Origin of the sequence: Dyadobacter jiangsuensis (genome assembly GCF_003014695.1) — a bacterium.
GTDB classification, from domain to species: Bacteria; Bacteroidota; Bacteroidia; order Cytophagales; family Spirosomataceae; genus Dyadobacter; species Dyadobacter jiangsuensis.
On sequence record NZ_PYAS01000008.1, the window covers coordinates 127,142 to 144,969 of the forward strand.

Genomic DNA, 17,828 nt, shown 5'->3' on the forward strand with positions numbered 1-17,828 from the left:
GGCGTTGTGATTTTGGGTTTGAGATATATTCCCCAAATTACAAATTGCTATTCGCTTATGCCAACCCGGATCACCTCTCCGTAAGCTACTTTAATATCGAAAATATCGGTCAGCGCTATTTCATTGACGATCGATAGGATCAGGCGAATTACACCTGCATGCGTCACAATGGCGGCTTTCTTGTACCCCGACGCCCCTAGTTCAGCCCAAAACTCGCTCACGCGGGCGCGCATCTGGATCATGCTCTCGCCTCCGGGTGTGCATACATTCACGTAGTCGTCCATCCATGCTTGTAATGCTTGCTGATCGACGGTGTCCCAGGTTTTCCCCTCCCAGTCTCCGAAATCCAGTTCCTGCAAGCGATTGTCAGTCACAAATGCGGGAGAAAGTGCGCGGGCGAGTTCGGTACATCGAAATGCCGGGCTGGAATAGGTTATATCAAAATCCCTATCGAGTTGAGATCTGACGGCTTCCAGCTCCGAGGGAAAATCATTGTGCAACAAAAGCTCCTTCCGTCCATAAATCAGCCCCGGTTCGAAGACCGGCGTCGTATGGCGGATCAGATAAACTTCCATAGCACGACGATAAAAAAATAGAATGCAACTTCACAAACCTGCTGAATAGCACCCAGGCAGTCACCGGTATAGCCACCGATCCATTTTTTGAAATACCGCGCCAGCAGGATCGTGATCAACCCTAAAACCAGGATTGCCACCAAGAGTTGCGGTTGTCCCAGATACACCACCATTCCGAATAACGGCAATACCCCAAACACAATGGCGCAAACAAGTACCGAAAAAGGCGGCTTCTCTGCGACGGGTTTCGCTTTGCTGTCGGTATCGCGTGAGTAAGGGAGCATATAAATGACAAAAACCGGCATGAGCCTGCTCAATGCGTGCGCGCTAACCAGCACGCCCATGATGATGCTTTCCCGGCCTGCGATGGATTGCAGCAAGGCGAACTTCAATGCAAGAATCAATATCAGCCCCACGGAAGCATAAGTACCCACGCGGCTGTCCTTCATGATTTCCAGAATCTTTTCACGCGTCCATCCTCCTCCGAAACCGTCACATACATCCGCAAAACCGTCTTCGTGAAATGCCCCGGTCAATAGAATGGAAAAGGCCATCGAGTATAGGACCGCGATCGAAGGGTTTGTGAGATAATCTGCTGCGAACCAAACCGCTCCGGCAGTCAGGCCCACGACCCAGCCGATCAATGGCAGGTAGGCCGTAGCGAGGCTAAGGTTTTCGGGCCGGTAAACCAGCCATTTTGGCGCTGGCAATCGGGTATAGAATTGCAATGCCGTGAAAAACAAATCCAACTGGTGACGGGCGTAGGACATCGGTTATCGGTTTTAAGCAGGCGTTTCCGTTTTCTGGCTCACGCCCGCGCTTTCGAAACTCGCCATTTCATTCAAAAACGCGACCGCGCTTTGCAACAGCGGATAAGCGAGCGCGCAGCCGGTTCCTTCGCCCAGGCGCATATCCAGTTTCAGCAATGCATCCACGCCCAATGATTGAAGCAGCAAACGATGACCTCTTTCATTGGATTGATGACAAAACACGGCATACCGCTCGACCGACGGATCCATTTTTGATGCACACAAATAGCTGACGGACGCAATGAAGCCATCGACCAGCACAAGCATGCCCAGTCGCGCAGCTTCCAGCATAGCACCACACATCATAGCAATCTCAAACCCGCCAAATGCCGTCAACACCGATTCGGCATCGTCAGGCACTTGCTGATGATGTTTCAATGCGGCGGTTAACACTGCCACTTTCCTGTCCAGCTGCGCCTCGTCGAGCCCGGTACCTCTGCCTACGCATTCGGATATTGGGATGTTCAGCAAGCGGCTCATGATCGCCGAGGCCGAAGAAGTGTTACCAATGCCCATTTCTCCAAAACCGATGACATTACATCCCGTTTGCTGCACTTTCCGGACCAGCTCGGCCCCTTTTTCCAGACATTGGCGGCATTCTGTCGCGGTCATCGCAGGTTGTTGCGCAAAACTCTTCGTCCCAAAATTGACCTTCGCGTCGATCAGCTTTGCATTCTGACCGAAATCATAATCCACGCCGGCATCCACCAGCAGCAGGTTAATGCCATGCTGCCGCGTAAAAACGTTGATCGCCGCACCGCCGCCGATGAAATTGAGCACCATTTGCGGCGTTACCTCCGACGGATAGGCACTTACTCCCTCCGAAGCTATTCCATGACTGGCCGCAAAAACGATGATATGCGGGTTTACAAGCTCCGGCGACAAGGTATCCTGCACCGAAGCAATCTGAAATGCCAGTTTTTCGAGACTCCCCAATGCCCCCAGCGGCTTGGTTTTCAAATCAATTTTAGCCTGAATTTCCTGGGTAGTAATTGTAGCAGTATGCATAGCTATTTTGTTGTTTTTAAGGTTAATGGAAGCCCCGACACCATCATAATCGCTTCCTGCGCGACAGCGGCCACATATTGATTGGCCCAGCCTTGCAAATCCGTAAATTTCCGGGCCGCTTCCGTTTCCGCATGGACGCCCATGCCTATTTCATTGGAAATGATGATCAAAGTGGCGTCAACAGCCGACAGCGCATCGATTTCCGCTTTAAATGCCGCCAGCGCTTTTTCAACATCATATTCAAACGCGACAAACAGATTGGTGAGCCACAATGTGACGCAATCGATCACCGCTACGCTTCCCGTGAGCGGTAGCAGGTGAATATCCCGCTCGCTTTCCAGCGAAGCCCATTCAGGCCCGCGCTCGTCCTGATGCCGTTTCACCCTCCGGGCAAAATCCTCGTCCCAAATCCTGGAAGTGGCCACGTACACCGGCCGGGCACTTTTTTGCAAGGCGAGATCCATTGCAAAGCGGCTCTTCCCGCTACGGACTCCCCCCGTCACGTAGATGATCATGACGGCTCAGCACTTTTGAAGCGTTTATACAGGAACAGCTGCCATTTTTCTTCTGCCACACCTGCCTTATCCATTTCGGCGCGTGCGAGCGTGAAAAACAGATCCGAAAGGCGATTGATGTAGGCTGGAATGGCTTCATGCACCTCGTCGGTTTTGATCAGCGATACCAACCGGCGCTCACCCCGGCGCATTTGCGTACGTGCGATGTGGCAAAGCGCCGATACCTCATTCCCGCCCGGCAGCAGAAAATAGTCCGATGGCGAGGTCATAGCAGCTTCCAGCGAATCGATCCACTCTTCACAAAAAGTGGCACCATCCACGGGCATCGGGTTTTTGTTCTCCTTTTTGGCATCCGAAGGTCGCGCCAGGTGCGACATCATGTCCATCAGGTCTTTTTGGATTTTGTGCAAATTGGGCTGCCATTCATGCTGGCTTCCCAGCTTTACGCGCAAAAGTCCGATCGTCGAATTCGCTTCATCGAGCGTTCCGATGCATTCGATGCGAACGTCGTCTTTACTTACCCTGCTTCCGCCAAATAGCCCTGTGGTGCCTTTGTCGCCCTTCTTGGTATATATTTTCATTTAATTAATTGATTTATAGTAGATCAACTCGTGATTCGGCAACAGCTCGGGATGAATGATGCGGATCAGGTCGGCCAGGACCAGATGCGGATTTACGGCACCGGACTCCCAGTAATCGTTCGCTCCCTGCGCATTCATGCGATTGTTATAACTGTAAATGTGATTGGTTTTAAATGCCTTGAAATCGGCATAGCGGACGTCACGTGCGAGGACATCCTTCTTGGTCTGTACATTCCCGATGCTCACGTTCAGCCAAAAATCGGCCTGCAATGCAATCGGATAAACGGTTTCAAAACTCAGGGGCAGACTTCCGGTTGCCTTTGTGCCGGACCAGTGATAAGAGGCTCCCGCGTCCTGGAAAAAACGGTTCACGTAACTGTCTCCGTTCGGAACATTCCAGGCGTCTTTGGAATTCATTCCGGTAATCAGGCTTGGACGTACCTTAACCTTCGCGGTCAGCCGGGCCAGCCGTCCGTATTCTTGTTCCACACCGGCGAATTTCCGGTTCACCTCCGCTTCCTTATTGATCAGCGCGGCCAGGAGCTTCACCCACTCCGCCCGACCGAGCGGCGTTGTCTCCACCCATTCCGAATTGACCATGACCGGAATCCCCGCCTGATGCAACGATTCGTACCGGCTTACCTTCGAAACCGGGCTACCGGTAGCCATAATGAGGTCAGGATGCATGCTCACAAGCAATTCCTCATTGAGTCCCTGGTCCTTCCCTACTTCGAAAATCTTGCCCGACTTAATGCGATCACGCACCTTGGCCGAGGAAACATATTTGAGGTTACCCATACCCGTAAGAATATCCTCACAACCCAGAAAACCAATCAACCCGATGTGCAGCGACGACATCGCTACCATGCTCCGTACCGGAATTTCGATGAGCTGGCTGTCTTTATACCCGATGGGCCGCGGCTTACCGCGCTGCACGAGCACGTACGTAAGCGTGTCCGTCGATTTCTCGAACGGGCTCATGATCTTGACTACCTTGTAGTATTTATGGTAGGAGATTTTAAAGCCTTTGGCGTGGGCCACTTTGGCTTTTTCAGGAAACAGATCGGGACCTGAATAATGGGATTCGCCTTTTTCGTAAAGCGACGAAGAGGTGCTGCAACCGGCCAACAAGCCGCACAGCAGCAGGAATGCAAGTGTTTTTCTGATAATCATGTAGTCACCGGCCTTTCTTCCGAAAGCCATATTAACAATGTTTGCAGGCAGGTCTTCTGACTCGTTCAACCCTTGCACCTTCCCGGGCTCAGCCCAGTGGCATTTTACAAGAGCCTCGTATTGAACTCACAGCAGCGGAGACTGTTCCGGATTCTCACCGGATTCCCTTTTAATCACGCGTGAAGCGCGTACCTGGATGACCGCAAAACTAGCAATATTTTATTGCTTATCATTGCAGAGCTTCATTTACACACACCCTTCATGCAACGCGACGATACCCTCTGGAAATCGATCCTCGAAGATATTTTCGAAGACTTCCTGTTATTCTTCTACCCCGACGCAGGTTCCTTCTTCGATTTCTCCAAAGATTTCGAATACCTCGACAAAGAGCTTGAACAATTATTCCCGCCGGAGGATAACTTATACCAGACCCGGTTTGTAGACAAACTTGTAAAAGTGCATTGTCAAAACGGTGACAACGAATGGATACTCGTTCATATCGAGGTGCAGGGTTACCATGACCCTGATTTTGGTCGGCGCATGTTCACCTACTATTCGCGGATATTGGATAAATATGACAAGCCGATCACTGCATTTGCCATTTTCACGGAGAACAATCTGGCATTCAAACCTTGTGAATACTACCGTGAATTTATGGGTACGAGCGTTTTGTACCGGTATAATACATTCAAAATCATGGAACAGGATTAGGAAATCCTGGGGCAAAGCGACAATCCGTTTGCGATTGTGGCGTTGACGGTAAAAGTCATCTTGAAACGCAAACGCATTACTGAGGATGAACTACTTAATTTAAAAATTGAGATAGCCAAAAATCTCTTGGAAAGAAAACTTTCGAAAACGAAAATCAGAAGATTACTAGGCTTTCTGCGATTGTACATTCGCTTTGAAAACCGTGAAAGTGGTGTTAAATTTGAAGAAGCAGTCGATCATCTAATACAAGAAAATAAGTCTATGGGTATCGAGGAACTTGTTAAGAGCGCATTTAAAGAGGAGTTTGCTATTGAAACAACCGAAAACCTGCTAAGGGAGAGTTCTTTTTCTATTGAAAAAATCGCCCGAATAGTTGGTGTATCGACAGAATTTGTTCAAAAAATCAAAGATGATATGCAGCGCCCAAACCCAGAAGTGTTAAGCTAACTATCACCACCATCATCAGGCATGTCCATTGGTTCACGCGTGCCGCTCTCATTATTTCCTGCGGTTCGATCACCCGGTCGTTCTCGCCGATAAACGGCTTCTCCATTAGCTTCCCATGATACACGTTAGGGCCGCCGAAGCGGCAATCTAAAATCCCTGCTAACGCTGCCTCGGGATACCCGGCATTCGGGCTTTTGTGCTTGTGGCCAAATTTGAAAACAAACCGAAGTCCACGCCCGCTTCCTGTCACCAAAACCATCAGCAAGGCGGTCAGCCGCGCAGGAACAAAGTTCGCCACATCATCCAGCCTTGCAGCAAATTTCCCGAACCACTCGTATCGCTCGCTACGGTACCCCAGCATCGAATCCATCGTGTTGATCATCTTGTAAGCCATCATGCCCGGAATGCCTGCCAGCGCGTAGTAAAAAAGCGGTGCAATCACTCCGTCACTGAGATTTTCAGACATCGTTTCCAGCACCGCAATGCGTACTTGCTGTGCATTCAATTTTGAAGTATCCCTTCCGACAATCCTGGAAAGCTGCTTTCTGCCAGCTTCCAGGCCCTCATTTTCCAGAACTGAAAATACCTTCCTACCCTCGGCGATCAGCGAATGGTTAGCCAGGCCATAGTAAACCAAAATGCTATTAACGATCAGATACAATGCCGGTAATTGCAAAAGCATTACATTAAGCCCGTAAAAAAATGCAAACACCATTACGACTAACACAACACTCAACATCGCCCCTCTCGCAAAACGGTACCGGCCCCGATTCAACCACTTTTCGCCAAATGCGATGGCATTGCCGAACGCCCGGACGGGATGCGGCCAGTTGTCCGGATCACCGAGCCACAGATCCAGCAGATAGCCCGCAATGAGCGGCACAATCAATAGTACAACTTCTGCCATTCTTTCAATGCATTGATCATCTTCTGGTTATCTTCCGCCCGCTGTGTAGCAAGGCGGAAATGCTGTCGCGTAAGGCCACGGAAGTTGCCCGCGTCGCGGATAAGCAGGCCATGTTTTTCGATCAGAAAGTCTTTTAATTGGGCCGCGTTCCGCACTAACGTTCTGGCTAAAAAGAAATGTGTGTCGCTATCCAGCACTTCTATGCATTCCAGTTTCTGCAATTCTTGAACGAGCGTTCTTTTATCGCTAATAAGTTGCGAAACCGGTGGCTGAACCTGATCGAAATGATCGTAAATGTAATGCCCCGCCGCCATAGCCAGCGTGTTGACCGTCCAGGGTTGTTTAATGTTCACCAGTGATTCAACGATTTCCTCTCCCGCAAGCAGATAACCAAGACGTAGCCCTGGAATCGCGTATGCCTTTGTGAGCGAACGCATAACGAGCAGATTCGAAAACCGTTGCATAAGCGAAACAGCCGAAATTGCACCGTCAGTGAAATCAATAAAGGCCTCGTCTACCACAAAGAGGCATTGCGGGTTTAGTTTGAGCCAATACTGTAAGTCATTAAAAATAAGCCCGGTAGGATTATTCGGACTACAAATAAATACTAGGTCCGCTTTCAATCTTGGTAATTCCAGCGCTTCCTGCCAGCTCAAACCGGTTATTTCATGATCGAACGACAGGCACGCATCCTCGTATTCGGCGAATGAGGGAGTGACGATCGTCGTCCGCTTCCCGGAGTACAACTGCGCGATCAGGTAAATGCTCTCCGTCGTGCCGCTGCATACGAGCAGCCGCTCGACGGGCATTTGATGGTGTCCGGCGATCTTTTCCCGCAAACTCTCCGAAAGCACCTCGGGGTAGCGATTAATTTCACTCCATCTTTCGAAAACATAGTCTTTCAAACCGGCCGGTTCACCTCCGTACCAGACATTCGTGCTGAAATCCGCGACGATCTTCTTGCCATACCGATAACCATCGTCGCCGTGCCCATTTAACATATCCTACTCAGCTATACTATTATAAATCAATTCCATATCAATGTGCGCGCGCAACAATTCCGCCAGCTTGTCGTACTGCTGTTCCTTAAACTCCTGGTAGTCGTACCGGACGCCTTCTTCATTAGTGTAAGGGCTTAAAATATGATCGATAACCACCTGGTTGTCCATTATACCGTGAAGATAAGTACCCCACGTGCGTCCATCGCGAAAGTAGCCGTCGTGACGGCCGTCGGAGAATACGGCAACGGGCTCCCCAGGCTGCAATGCAGTGGTTTCGCCCATGTGGATCTCGTAACCGGAGCATTGCTCGTCACTTTGGCGGAAGCGGAATGTGCATTGCAACGTCGTCTTTTCAGATTGCAGGATAGTTTTTACAGGCAACAATCCCAGCCCCGGCAATTCTTCCATATCACTTTCAACATGGTGCGGATCGAGAATGCTTTCGCCGAGCATCTGATAGCCTCCGCAAATGCCTATCACAGTCTTTCCCAATTTATGTGCATCATAAATGGCCTTGGCCACACCACTGTTCTTGATCGCCAGCATATCGCCTATCGTATTTTTACTTCCGGGAATAATGATCACCGCGGCTTTGGCAATTTCAGAGGGCTCATTGGTATAGTACAAATTCACTCTCGGGTCCTTTTCAAGGCGGTCGAAATCCGTGAAGTTCGAAAGCCTTTTCAGCAGAATCACCGCCACATTTACCTTGCCTTCCACTGCCGACCGGTATTTGAGCTCCAACGAAACAGAATCTTCCTGCTCGATGTGAATATCCCGGAAATACGGCAAAATACCCACCACAGGCAGTCCCGTCAAGTCTTCCAGCATTCTTTTCCCTTCTTCGAACAATCGCCCGTCTCCCCTGAATTTGTTGATAATAATTCCCTTCATACACGCGCGCTCCTCGGGCGTGAGCAATGCGATGGTTCCATAAACGCTGCCGAAAACGCCTCCCTTATCAATGTCTGCGATCAGATAGGTAGCCGCTCCGGCATGTGCGGCTATTCTTAGATTCGTAATATCCCGGTGTTTGAGGTTAAGCTCCGAAATGCTCCCCGCTCCTTCCATCACAATAGGCGAATACCGGGCAGCCAGCCGGTCGAACGCCTCCTTGACGGCCGAAAACAGCTCCCGGCGATCGTTCGCCATAAAATACTCGTAGGCCGACTGGTTACCAACGGGTTTACCATTCAAAACGACTTGCGACGTCTTGTCATTCGTCGGTTTAAGCAACACAGGGTTCATATCCGACTCGCAGGGAACCCGGGCCGCTTCTGCCTGTACCGCCTGCGCACGTCCAAGTTCGAGGCCATCGGCTGTCACAAAGCTGTTAAGCGACATATTCTGCGCCTTGAATGGCGCCGGCTGATAGCCATCCTGTTTGAATATCCTGCAAAAACCGGCGGTGATCACACTTTTTCCGACATCCGAGCCCGTCCCCACAAACATGATCGGGCGTAATTTCTTAGTATTCATTGCATTTAAATATCAATCCGACCTGCAATCGAGCCTGTAATTTCACTGGCCGAAAGTCCCTGTAAAGACAAATACTCGCCACCCAGCGCCGCCGCAAGTTCTTTCGCTTTTCCGTAGCGGACGTAGCCGCTTTCGGTATCCAGCACCAATGCGGGATATTTTAGGTTTCCGGCCAGTTGCACCGATTGCCCCCAGGCGTCCCCGCCCGCTCCCTGTAAAGGTACATTGGCCTTTCCATCACTTAATATCACCAGAAACGGCTGAATCCGATCACTTTTTGCCATAGCGGCGATCATTTTCCCCGCCAGTTGCAATGCGTGCGGCAATGGCGTGCGCCCCCCTGTCGGCAGTTTTTCCAAAGCCAACTCTGCGAGCTCTGTACTCCGGGTCGGTTCAAGCAGCACGGTCGCTTCCACGCCGCGAAAGGCTATCACCGCCACCTCATTACGTTTCTGATAAGCGTCTTGCAGCAAATGCATCACGCTTCCTTTGACGGCCTCCATGCGCTTACCAGCTGCCATTGATCCCGAGGCATCTACCACAAAAATAATGAGGTGACCAGCCTTGCCATTTCTGACTTTCTGATGCAGATCCTGCCTACCAATATGTAGTTGGTCAGGATCGCGCGCCAGGGCGTGTACCACCGTTTCAGTTAAAGCGATGTCCGTAGTGGTATCGCTTTTGACGGCTCTTACCTGAAAGCCTTTCTCGCTTTGCCTGGCTTTAACTGCCCGGCCATTGTTAGTAACCGGTAGGGTGACAGGTTCAGCGTTTGACAATTCTGGAATATTCATTCTAAAATCAACACCAGCAACAGTCTCGTTGCCTTCCGTCTCGCAATTTCCTTCGCCGCATTCGCCTTTTTCCTGGTCACTTGCCGCCGTTTTTGGGTGGTTTGAAGGCCGTTCATCTTGCTGCCCGGTATCATCTTCGCCGGAGCTATCCTGATGATCATCCATCGACGGATTAGTTTGTGGCGGCAATGCTTTTTTACCCCTCCTGTGAGTCAAAACCAGCTCGACTCCTTCACGTATATCCTGCGGGGTTACTACCGTCCGTCCATTCAATGCAGCAATGGTAATCGCTGTTTTGAACAGCACAATATCAGCACGCAAGCTGCTCACGTCCCATTCAATGCAAAGCTGGCTGATCATTTTAAGCAATCCGTCCGGCATTTGGACAAACGGAAGCAAAGCCCTGGCCTTGCTTATTTTTTCTCTCTCGGCTTCCTGCCCACTCATCCATCGACTTGCAAACGCAGCCGGATCGCTTTCGAATGCAATCCTCCTCCGCACAACCTCGGTCCTGGCCTGCACATCGGTTTGAGCCGTAACCTCCACCATTAACCCAAAGCGATCCAAAAATTGCGGACGGAGATTTCCTTCTTCGGGGTTCATGGTCCCGATCAGCACAAACCGTGCCGGATGGCTCACCGAAAGCCCTTCCCGCTGAACCGTATTAACTCCCGACGCCGCTACATCCAACAGCACATCCACCAGGTGATCGGCGAGTAGGTTCACCTCATCTATATACAAAATCCCTTCGTGCGCACTCGCGAGCAGGCCCGGAAGCAGCTTTTTAGTCTTATTGGAAAGAATCGCCTCGATATCCAGGCTACCGAGTACCCGGTCCTCAGAAGCGCCCAGCGGTAAATCGACGAATGGTACCGGTTCGCCGGTGTGTGCCAATGCGGGCATTACCTCCGCCAAACCGCGCACGGCGGTGCTTTTGGCCGTGCCTTTTTCACCTTTGATGAGCACTCCGCCGATGCCTGGATTGATCGCGCACAGCAGCAATGCCTTTTTCAGTTTCTCCTGCCCGACGATCGCGGAAAACGGGTATAAATTCATTTCATTTTTCATTTAAAAAGGCATTATTCGCTTCGTGATTCCAGCAGCGCTTCACTTTTTAGATACAAATCCTTCAAACCTTCCAAAGCTTCTTCCGATGGTTTTTCCCAAAGTCCCCGCTGCGCCGCTTCCAGCAAGCGCTCAGCGATTGCGTGAAGCGCCCACGGGCTGTTTTCTTCGAAAAATTGTTGCATGGCAGCGTCCAGCACGTAAGTTTCGGCGACTTTCTCGTACATCCAGTCATCGACTACCCCTGCAGTGGCATCATAGCCAAAGAGGTAATCGACGGTGGCAGTGAGTTCCAGGGCACCTTTGTAACGATGTTTTTGAATGCTTTCGATCCATTTCGGGTTTACGACGCGCGAACGGAAAACACGCAAAGTCTCTTCTTTCAAGTCCCTTACTACCGGCCGTGCAGGATCCTGCGAATCGCCAAAATAATGCTTGGGCTGCTGGCCTGTCAGGTTACGGATTGTGGCGATCATCCCACCGTGAAATTGCAGGTAATCGTCGCTGTCAAACAGGTCGTGCTCGCGGTTATCCTGGTTGTGCAACGCCACTTCCACGCCTGCAAGGCGACGGGTGAATTCCTTCCGGGCATCGGTGCCCTGCACATTGCGCGAATACGCGTAGCCGCCCCAATTGATATATGCCTGCGCAAAATCATCATCGGTTTGCCAGTTTTTTTCATTGATCAAAGGCAATATGCCGGCCCCGTAACTGCCGGGCGCCGCTCCGAAAATGCGGTAGGCAGCCCGCTCCTCGGCCTGTTCGATGGATAATGCGTCGTCCTTTTGCAGTTCGGCGAGTTCTTCCAAATAATGCTTTTTCACAAAATTCTCTTCCAATGGCTCATCGGCGGCAATTACCATCTGCACCGCCTCATCCATCAATTCGATCAGGTGCGGAAATGCGTCCCGGAAAAAGCCGCTGATCCGTGTCGTCACATCGATCCGGGGACGGCCTAGATCCGTTAAAGTAATGATTTCCAAACCATTGATCCGACGGCTTTCCTCCTGCCAAAGGGGCCGTACACCCAGCAATGCCAGCACCTCGGCCACATCATCACCGTGCGTACGCATGGCACTTGTTCCCCAAATGCTGATTCCCACACTTTCGGGATACCTCCCGGCCTCTTTCCAATGACGGTCCAACACCTCTTTGGCCAATTGCTGCCCCACCTCCCAGGCCGCTTTCGACGGCAACACCCGTGGGTCGACGGCATAAAAATTCCTTCCCGTAGGCAGGATATGCGCCATCCCGCGCGTGGGCGCGCCGCTGGGGCCCGCAGGTAAGTACCCACCCGAGAGACCATGCAGGAGATTCGTAATTTCCTCGTCCGTGCGGGCCAGGTTCGCGACAAGCTCTTCCGATATGAATGCCAGTATCTTGCGAAGGCCTGCCGCTTCCTGCAAATCCGGGTTGCACCCGATCGATTCAAATATGACCCGGTCAATCGTCGCTCCGTCAAATCGGTAATGTTCAAACAGCCTGACCATGTGCGCCGCCATTTCATCCAGGACTTCCAGCGCATCCGCCGCCGTTACGACCGGTCGGCCAGCCCATGCCGCCAGGTTATCGCCAGGCACGAGGAGTTTTTGACCTTTTTGTTGATGAAGTGTATCAATATTAAAACCATACATACTTCCTAAAACAGCCTGCATCCCGGGTACAGGCCCGTTTGGAAGCCGTGTGAGCGCTTGCAGCATATCCAGCAAGGCATCGCCTTCCGGCATTTCACCCAGCGTATGCAACCCGTTACGGATTTGCGCGGCCCCCAGCTCACATAAATAGCCGTCGATATCCTCGATCAAATGCGCAATATCCTTTCCATCCATTTCCGCCAGGCTAACCGGCACGCCTTCGGGCGTCATATCGTCGTCCCAGTCATGCTTATGATCTCCGTGATCGCGGCTCAACATGGCCGAAAGGTCAGCGTCAAGGTTGGTCTGTTTGATCAGATCCCAGATTTGTCTTTGCAGCAAAGGCAATTTGGAAGGGTCCAGGCTCTCAACCTGGTAATATTCATCCACCAACTGCGTGAGCTGCGCCAATTCACCGTAGGTGTCCGCGGACGTCATCGGGGGAGTCAAATGATCGACAACCACAGCATGCGCGCGCCGTTTGGCTTGCGAACCTTCGCCGGGATCGTTAATAATGAATGGGTAAAACAATGGCAAATCGGCCAGGAATGCATCAGGGAAGCAGTTCTCCGACAGCCCTATTCCTTTTCCGGGCAGCCATTCCAACGTTCCGTGCTTACCCACGTGCACAATGGCATCGGCGCCCCAGCCGTCGCGGAGCCATCTGTACAATGCGTAATAATGATGCGTAGGCGGCAAATCGGGTTGGTGATAGATCGCATCCGGATCCATACCATAGCCCCGCGGCGGCTGCAATGCCACAAATGCGTTGCCCAAATCGAGGCCGGCCAATGCGATATGGCCGTCGTGCACGTAAGTCTCGCCGGGCGCGGCGCCCCATTGTTTCAGCATCTTTTGCCGGGCTGCCTCCGGTAATTCCTCAAACCAGCCCGCATATTGCGCGGCAGGAACTCTGGCTGCGGCCTGTGCAAGCTGGCCCGGCGTCAGGAAATCCTGATCATAGGCACACAGGTCTATCAAAGCATGGATAAGCTCCGTTCCCGTAGCGGGCAGGTTGTCGATGCGGTAGCCTTCGTCCTGCATTGCCCGCAATATATTCATCAGCGAAGCCGGCGCGTCCAACCCCACTGCATTGCCGATTTGCGAAGCTTTCGTATTGGAATTGGTAAATATGAATGCAACCTTTTTATCCGCATTCCGCAAATGCCTTAAACGTGCAAACCGGATAGCTAATCCAGCGACACGATCAACCCGGTTATCCAGCGGCTCATACCCACGTGTATCTTTTCCTTTCTCCTTAAATGAAACAGGAACGGTAATAATGCGGCCGTCGAACTCCGGAATAGCCACATTCATGGCAGTATCGAGCGGATTGAGTCCGCGTGCCGAGGATTCCCACGGGCCACGTCCCATACCGCTCGTGATCGCCTGCAGAACCGGCACGTTCAGGTCCAGTAACGCCTGCGAAGGCTCACTACCCTGCCCTACCGGCTGAATATCCGTCATCGCAAACGAAATTGTATTGACCAGTACATCGATTCCCATCCCCGCATCCGTCTCGAAAAATTCAAATGCAAGCGGCTTACCGGTTTCAGCATTGACCGATTTGAGCGAAGAAGTAAATACAGGCAGCACATTCACACCGCCTTCTTCAAGCGCGCGGATCATGGCATCTACAAAGTGGGTATTTCCGCTCAGCCAGTGCGCCCTGTAAAAGGTAATGCCTATCGTCGCCCGATCCGGATTACGGTATTTCAGCCAATCCGACTGGTCTGCAAATTCAGGTAAATCGGGATGATAAATACCTTGCTCGGGCAAGCTAACGGGTGCCTCTGCTCCGAAGCCGGTCATCAACAAGTGATCCGAAAGGTAGCTCAGGAGTGAAATCAGGTTACTATAACCGCCGGCCTGCAAATAGGCCAGGGTTTCATGCAAAATATCCGGCGAAACCGTTGATACGGCGGCAAATTCGGGATTCAGCTCTCCGGTACCGCTCACCACGATCAGGTGCTGGCCCCGCTGCCCGGCCAATTTTACCAGTTCATTAAACCCAGGAATACTGCTCAGCCGCCCATGAATGCGGATAATAATGATTTTCGCCTCGGCGATTTCGCGCTGCAACAGCTGCTGCATCTGCTCCTCACTTTTGATCGCCATCAGGCTGATACCCGTCGTCTTGGGGAAATCATCCGGCAGGAGCTGCATCGCGCGGTCGAGCGTGAGCAAGTCCGTATCCGCGTGTGTGAGGAACACGATCCCGTCAGTAGGAATGGCCGTTTGACCAAGTTCGGTCGAAGCCTCTGAGCCTTTCCAGGTGTAAAACTGAAATACATATTCGGCCAGATCCGAGGGCGGCACCAGGTACCGATCGGCCTTTACCATGCTTTCTATGTAATCAAAAATCGCGATGATCTGCCATTCATAATTGATCGAATGAAACCACACCGAATGCCCATCGAATAGCAGGGTCACCACATTAGCCAGCGTGCACGGACCCAGGCAGCCGCCCTTGGTCATATGCACCACATTCCGTAGCTTCCGCCTCAGCCATTCATTTTTATACAATTCCACGGGAATGGGCGCATACCCGCGATCGACGCGCCCGCAGCAACATGCATTGTAACAATAGGAAAGATGCCCGCGCCGCTGGACGAGGTTAATGGACTTTCCGTCGGACCTGGTTACTCGCTGGCGTTTCATTGTGGATTTTCAATATTTGTTTTGTTGATGAGGTGCTGAATGAATTCAAGCTTATCGGCCCAATAGAAATGTGCGTATGTCGCGAAAGTGTTCTTTACTCTAAAAAACTGCGTATCAACCGGAACACCCCTCGCATTGGTCATTGGTGCAAGCGGCGCCTGTATCAATTGTTCCTTCAATGAAGAGTAATGGAATTCATGTCCTTTGATTTCCAGCCCTTCCCAATGCATGACCCGGTAACCAAGCGTCATTTTCGAATGCCGGATCGTTGTCGACAAGTCGAGTACGCCTGTCATATTAAAAGCACTACCTTCGCCGTCGATGATTCCCCTGCCGAGGTACATCAGCCCGCCGCATTCCGCATAGGCCAATCCGCCATTCGCGCAGTAGTTCCGGATACTTTCCAGCATCGTCCGATTCTCCGACAATGCCTTGGCAAATAGTTCGGGATAGCCACCCGGGAGGTAAAGCAGGTCGGTTTCTGGCAAATCGCCGTCATGTAAAGGACTGAACCACTGGATTTCTCCAAAGGCACGTAAGCATTCGATATTCTGTTGATACAGGAAGGTAAATGCTTCGTCCTTGGCAACGGTAATGCGCAGGTTCCGGGGATTACTTTTATGGTATGATTGATTTTGGGGATTTAAAACCGACCCAGGTTCGCCGCTGCAATGTACAGCGGTAAGTTCCACTAGCCTGTCGAGATTCACTGTTCGCGGGATAATCGCTGCGAGCTTTTGGATAATCTGTTCATAATCTGTCTCGGCCGAAATATGCAGCCCCAAATGCCGGGATGGAATGTGTAAATCCTCATTTTTGGGTAAATATCCCAATGCTTCCACGCCGGCATCCACGCATGCATCCTGCAAAAACCGGTAATGCGATTCGGTGCTCACAAAATTGAATATGGCGCCTACCACGCGAATGCCGGGATAAAAACTCTTCAGCCCATAAATCAACGGGGCCGCCGAATAGGCCATCGATCGGGCGTTGATCACCAGCACCACTGGGATATCCAGCAATGCCGCTATCTCTGCGCTGCTGCCTTTCATTTTATCGGCGCCATCGAAAAGGCCCATTACGCCCTCGGTCACGCTCACATCCGCGCGCGACGCATAGTGTGCATACACGTCACGCATATGCATGTCCGAAGCCATGAAAGTATCCAGGTTCAGCCCTGGTCTGCCGGAAGCAGTGGTATGGTGGATCGTGTCGATATAATCCGGCCCGCATTTGAACGCCTGCACTGCAAGCCCCCGGTCTCTCAACGCACGCAGCAGCCCCAGCGTCAGCGTAGTCTTACCCGAATTGCTCGATGGCGCAGAGATGAGGAAACTGGATTTTGTATTGGTCATGATGCAGTTATCTTCCGGACACCTATTTTCTTTTGAGTCAAATCCTTATTATTTTTGATTATGGGAAAAACCAAAACATTCAAAACCAATTACGCACTTCCCGGTCAGCCTATGACCGACGAGGAAGTGAAAAGCATGCTTCAAGAAACTCAACAAGGGAAATTTCATTCTATGCAGGATCTAAAACAGAAAATCGCTGAATGGAAGTCGAAATTCGCCCGGTAGTCGTTAGCGATCTGGCTATCGAAAGTCTGGAAAACATCTACACATACGGCCTCGAAACATTTTCCTACGCTTCCGCGACGCTCTTCATAGAAGAACTTTACGTTCGCATCAATCAACTTTCGGTCGAATACTTTCATCATCCTATTTGTCGCTTTGTTCCGACCAAAACCGGCATTTACCGAAACTTACAACATGGCAAATACCTGGTGGTATACCGTGTCAAACCGGAACGTGTTGAAGTCCTGAACATCATTCACAGCAGTCGCAGTCCTTCCAAAATCAAAGCCACCAGAAAAATCAAGATTTGAGGCGCACTGACAGGTCGTCAAAATAATCGGCAGGAAAGTAGAAAGGCATTACCCGGCAGCGGCGCTACCAGGCGATTGTCGGACCGCCGCTGTGAAAGAAGCCCAACAAATATCCAAACCAGACCCTGCTTCATACCGCGAAAGCATTGTCAACAAGGAAAAGACAGGTGCTCTGGCTCGGGCATAAGCCCCTTACAGTTGCGCGACAGCTCGTGATTGACCGCATAAACGGCCGTAACGATTCCCCTGAAATGCGTTGATACGCAATCCCTTTTCCTGTTGGAGAAGTATGTTAAAGAACTTTTAATGCCGTAAAGTTAGCGGTATTCGGTTATTTTTCTGGTTTATCTCCGACAAAAACACCTAGCTTTGCATATTCATTGGTTCGCGCCTCCGGCGTGATTAAAAGGGAATCCGGTGTAAATCCGGAGCAGTACCCGCTGCTGTAAGTTCAAAACAATACTCTTGTATGATGTCACTGGGATGTTCCCGGGAAGGCGCAAGAGCTGAACGAGCCAGAAGACCTGCCGTTGAATAATCCGGTTTTGCTTTCGGGAAGAAAGGCAAGAGGAAACGGCAG

15 protein-coding genes and 2 riboswitches are annotated in these 17,828 nt (G+C 51.2%); of the genes, 3 read left to right on the forward strand and 12 right to left on the reverse strand.

Going from position 1 to position 17,828, the window contains the following annotated elements; genetic code table 11:
• Positions 1-47: 47 nt before the first annotated feature.
• The 6 genes from CLV60_RS17475 to CLV60_RS17500 all read right to left on the reverse strand — a co-directional run bounded on the left by CLV60_RS17475 (position 48) and on the right by CLV60_RS17500 (position 4,691).
• On the reverse strand, positions 48-575 hold the full coding sequence (locus tag CLV60_RS17475) for a histidine phosphatase family protein (protein ID WP_106596665.1): 528 nt from the start codon (positions 573-575) through the stop codon (positions 48-50).
• On the reverse strand, positions 560-1,345 hold the full coding sequence (locus CLV60_RS17480) for an adenosylcobinamide-GDP ribazoletransferase (RefSeq protein WP_106596666.1): 786 nt from the start codon (positions 1,343-1,345) through the stop codon (positions 560-562). Before CLV60_RS17480 ends, CLV60_RS17475 begins: the two co-directional genes overlap by 16 nt.
• A 12-nt stretch (positions 1,346-1,357) precedes the next feature.
• Positions 1,358-2,392: a nicotinate-nucleotide--dimethylbenzimidazole phosphoribosyltransferase gene (gene cobT / locus CLV60_RS17485; protein WP_106596667.1), complete on the reverse strand. Its 1,035-nt coding sequence runs from the start codon at positions 2,390-2,392 to the stop codon at positions 1,358-1,360.
• A gap of 2 nt (positions 2,393-2,394) precedes the next feature.
• Positions 2,395-2,907: a bifunctional adenosylcobinamide kinase/adenosylcobinamide-phosphate guanylyltransferase gene (locus CLV60_RS17490; protein WP_106596668.1), complete on the reverse strand. Its 513-nt coding sequence runs from the start codon at positions 2,905-2,907 to the stop codon at positions 2,395-2,397.
• Positions 2,904-3,488, reverse strand: a complete 585-nt coding sequence (locus tag CLV60_RS17495; protein ID WP_106596669.1) for a cob(I)yrinic acid a,c-diamide adenosyltransferase — start codon at positions 3,486-3,488, stop codon at positions 2,904-2,906. Before CLV60_RS17495 ends, CLV60_RS17490 begins: the two co-directional genes overlap by 4 nt.
• Positions 3,489-4,691 carry an ABC transporter substrate-binding protein gene (locus CLV60_RS17500; protein ID WP_229211015.1) on the reverse strand — a complete coding sequence of 401 codons (1,203 nt, stop codon included), beginning with the start codon at positions 4,689-4,691 and terminating at the stop codon, positions 3,489-3,491.
• Positions 4,691-4,872, reverse strand: a riboswitch (cobalamin riboswitch). (Overlaps the previous gene by 1 nt.)
• A gap of 50 nt (positions 4,873-4,922) precedes the next feature.
• Here CLV60_RS17500 and CLV60_RS34710 point away from each other — a divergent pair.
• Together CLV60_RS34710 and CLV60_RS34715 are read left to right on the forward strand one after the other, a co-directional pair.
• A complete protein-coding gene (locus CLV60_RS34710; protein ID WP_229211016.1) occupies positions 4,923-5,372 on the forward strand; it encodes an RpnC/YadD family protein in 450 nt (149 codons plus the stop codon).
• A gap of 36 nt (positions 5,373-5,408) precedes the next feature.
• Positions 5,409-5,819, forward strand: a complete 411-nt coding sequence (locus CLV60_RS34715) for a hypothetical protein (RefSeq protein ID WP_229211017.1) — start codon at positions 5,409-5,411, stop codon at positions 5,817-5,819.
• Here the strand turns inward: CLV60_RS34715 and cbiB are convergent.
• The 6 genes from cbiB to CLV60_RS17535 are packed head-to-tail and all read right to left on the reverse strand — an operon-like array spanning position 5,776 to position 16,715.
• Complete coding sequence (gene cbiB, locus CLV60_RS17510; protein WP_106596670.1) at positions 5,776-6,726, reverse strand: adenosylcobinamide-phosphate synthase CbiB; 951 nt, start codon at positions 6,724-6,726, stop codon at positions 5,776-5,778. The genes CLV60_RS34715 and cbiB overlap by 44 nt on opposite strands.
• Positions 6,705-7,727 carry a pyridoxal phosphate-dependent aminotransferase gene (locus CLV60_RS17515; RefSeq protein ID WP_106596671.1) on the reverse strand — a complete coding sequence of 341 codons (1,023 nt, stop codon included), beginning with the start codon at positions 7,725-7,727 and terminating at the stop codon, positions 6,705-6,707. Before CLV60_RS17515 ends, cbiB begins: the two co-directional genes overlap by 22 nt.
• Positions 7,728-7,730: 3 nt before the next feature.
• On the reverse strand, positions 7,731-9,206 hold the full coding sequence (locus CLV60_RS17520) for a cobyric acid synthase (protein WP_106596672.1): 1,476 nt from the start codon (positions 9,204-9,206) through the stop codon (positions 7,731-7,733).
• A 5-nt stretch (positions 9,207-9,211) separates the two neighbouring features.
• Positions 9,212-11,056 carry a magnesium chelatase subunit D family protein gene (locus CLV60_RS17525; RefSeq protein ID WP_106596673.1) on the reverse strand — a complete coding sequence of 615 codons (1,845 nt, stop codon included), beginning with the start codon at positions 11,054-11,056 and terminating at the stop codon, positions 9,212-9,214.
• Positions 11,057-11,079: 23 nt separating this feature from the next.
• Complete coding sequence (gene cobN, locus CLV60_RS17530) at positions 11,080-15,360, reverse strand: cobaltochelatase subunit CobN (protein WP_106596674.1); 4,281 nt, start codon at positions 15,358-15,360, stop codon at positions 11,080-11,082.
• Positions 15,357-16,715, reverse strand: coding sequence for a cobyrinic acid a,c-diamide synthase CobB (locus CLV60_RS17535; RefSeq protein ID WP_106596675.1), 1,359 nt, complete (start codon positions 16,713-16,715; stop codon positions 15,357-15,359). Before CLV60_RS17535 ends, cobN begins: the two co-directional genes overlap by 4 nt.
• Positions 16,716-16,915: 200 nt before the next feature.
• Here CLV60_RS17535 and CLV60_RS17540 point away from each other — a divergent pair, with 200 nt between their 5' ends.
• Positions 16,916-17,248 carry a type II toxin-antitoxin system RelE/ParE family toxin gene (locus CLV60_RS17540; RefSeq protein WP_106596676.1) on the forward strand — a complete coding sequence of 111 codons (333 nt, stop codon included), beginning with the start codon at positions 16,916-16,918 and terminating at the stop codon, positions 17,246-17,248.
• A 364-nt stretch (positions 17,249-17,612) separates the two neighbouring features.
• Positions 17,613-17,794: riboswitch (cobalamin riboswitch) on the forward strand.
• Positions 17,795-17,828: the final 34 nt, after the last annotated feature.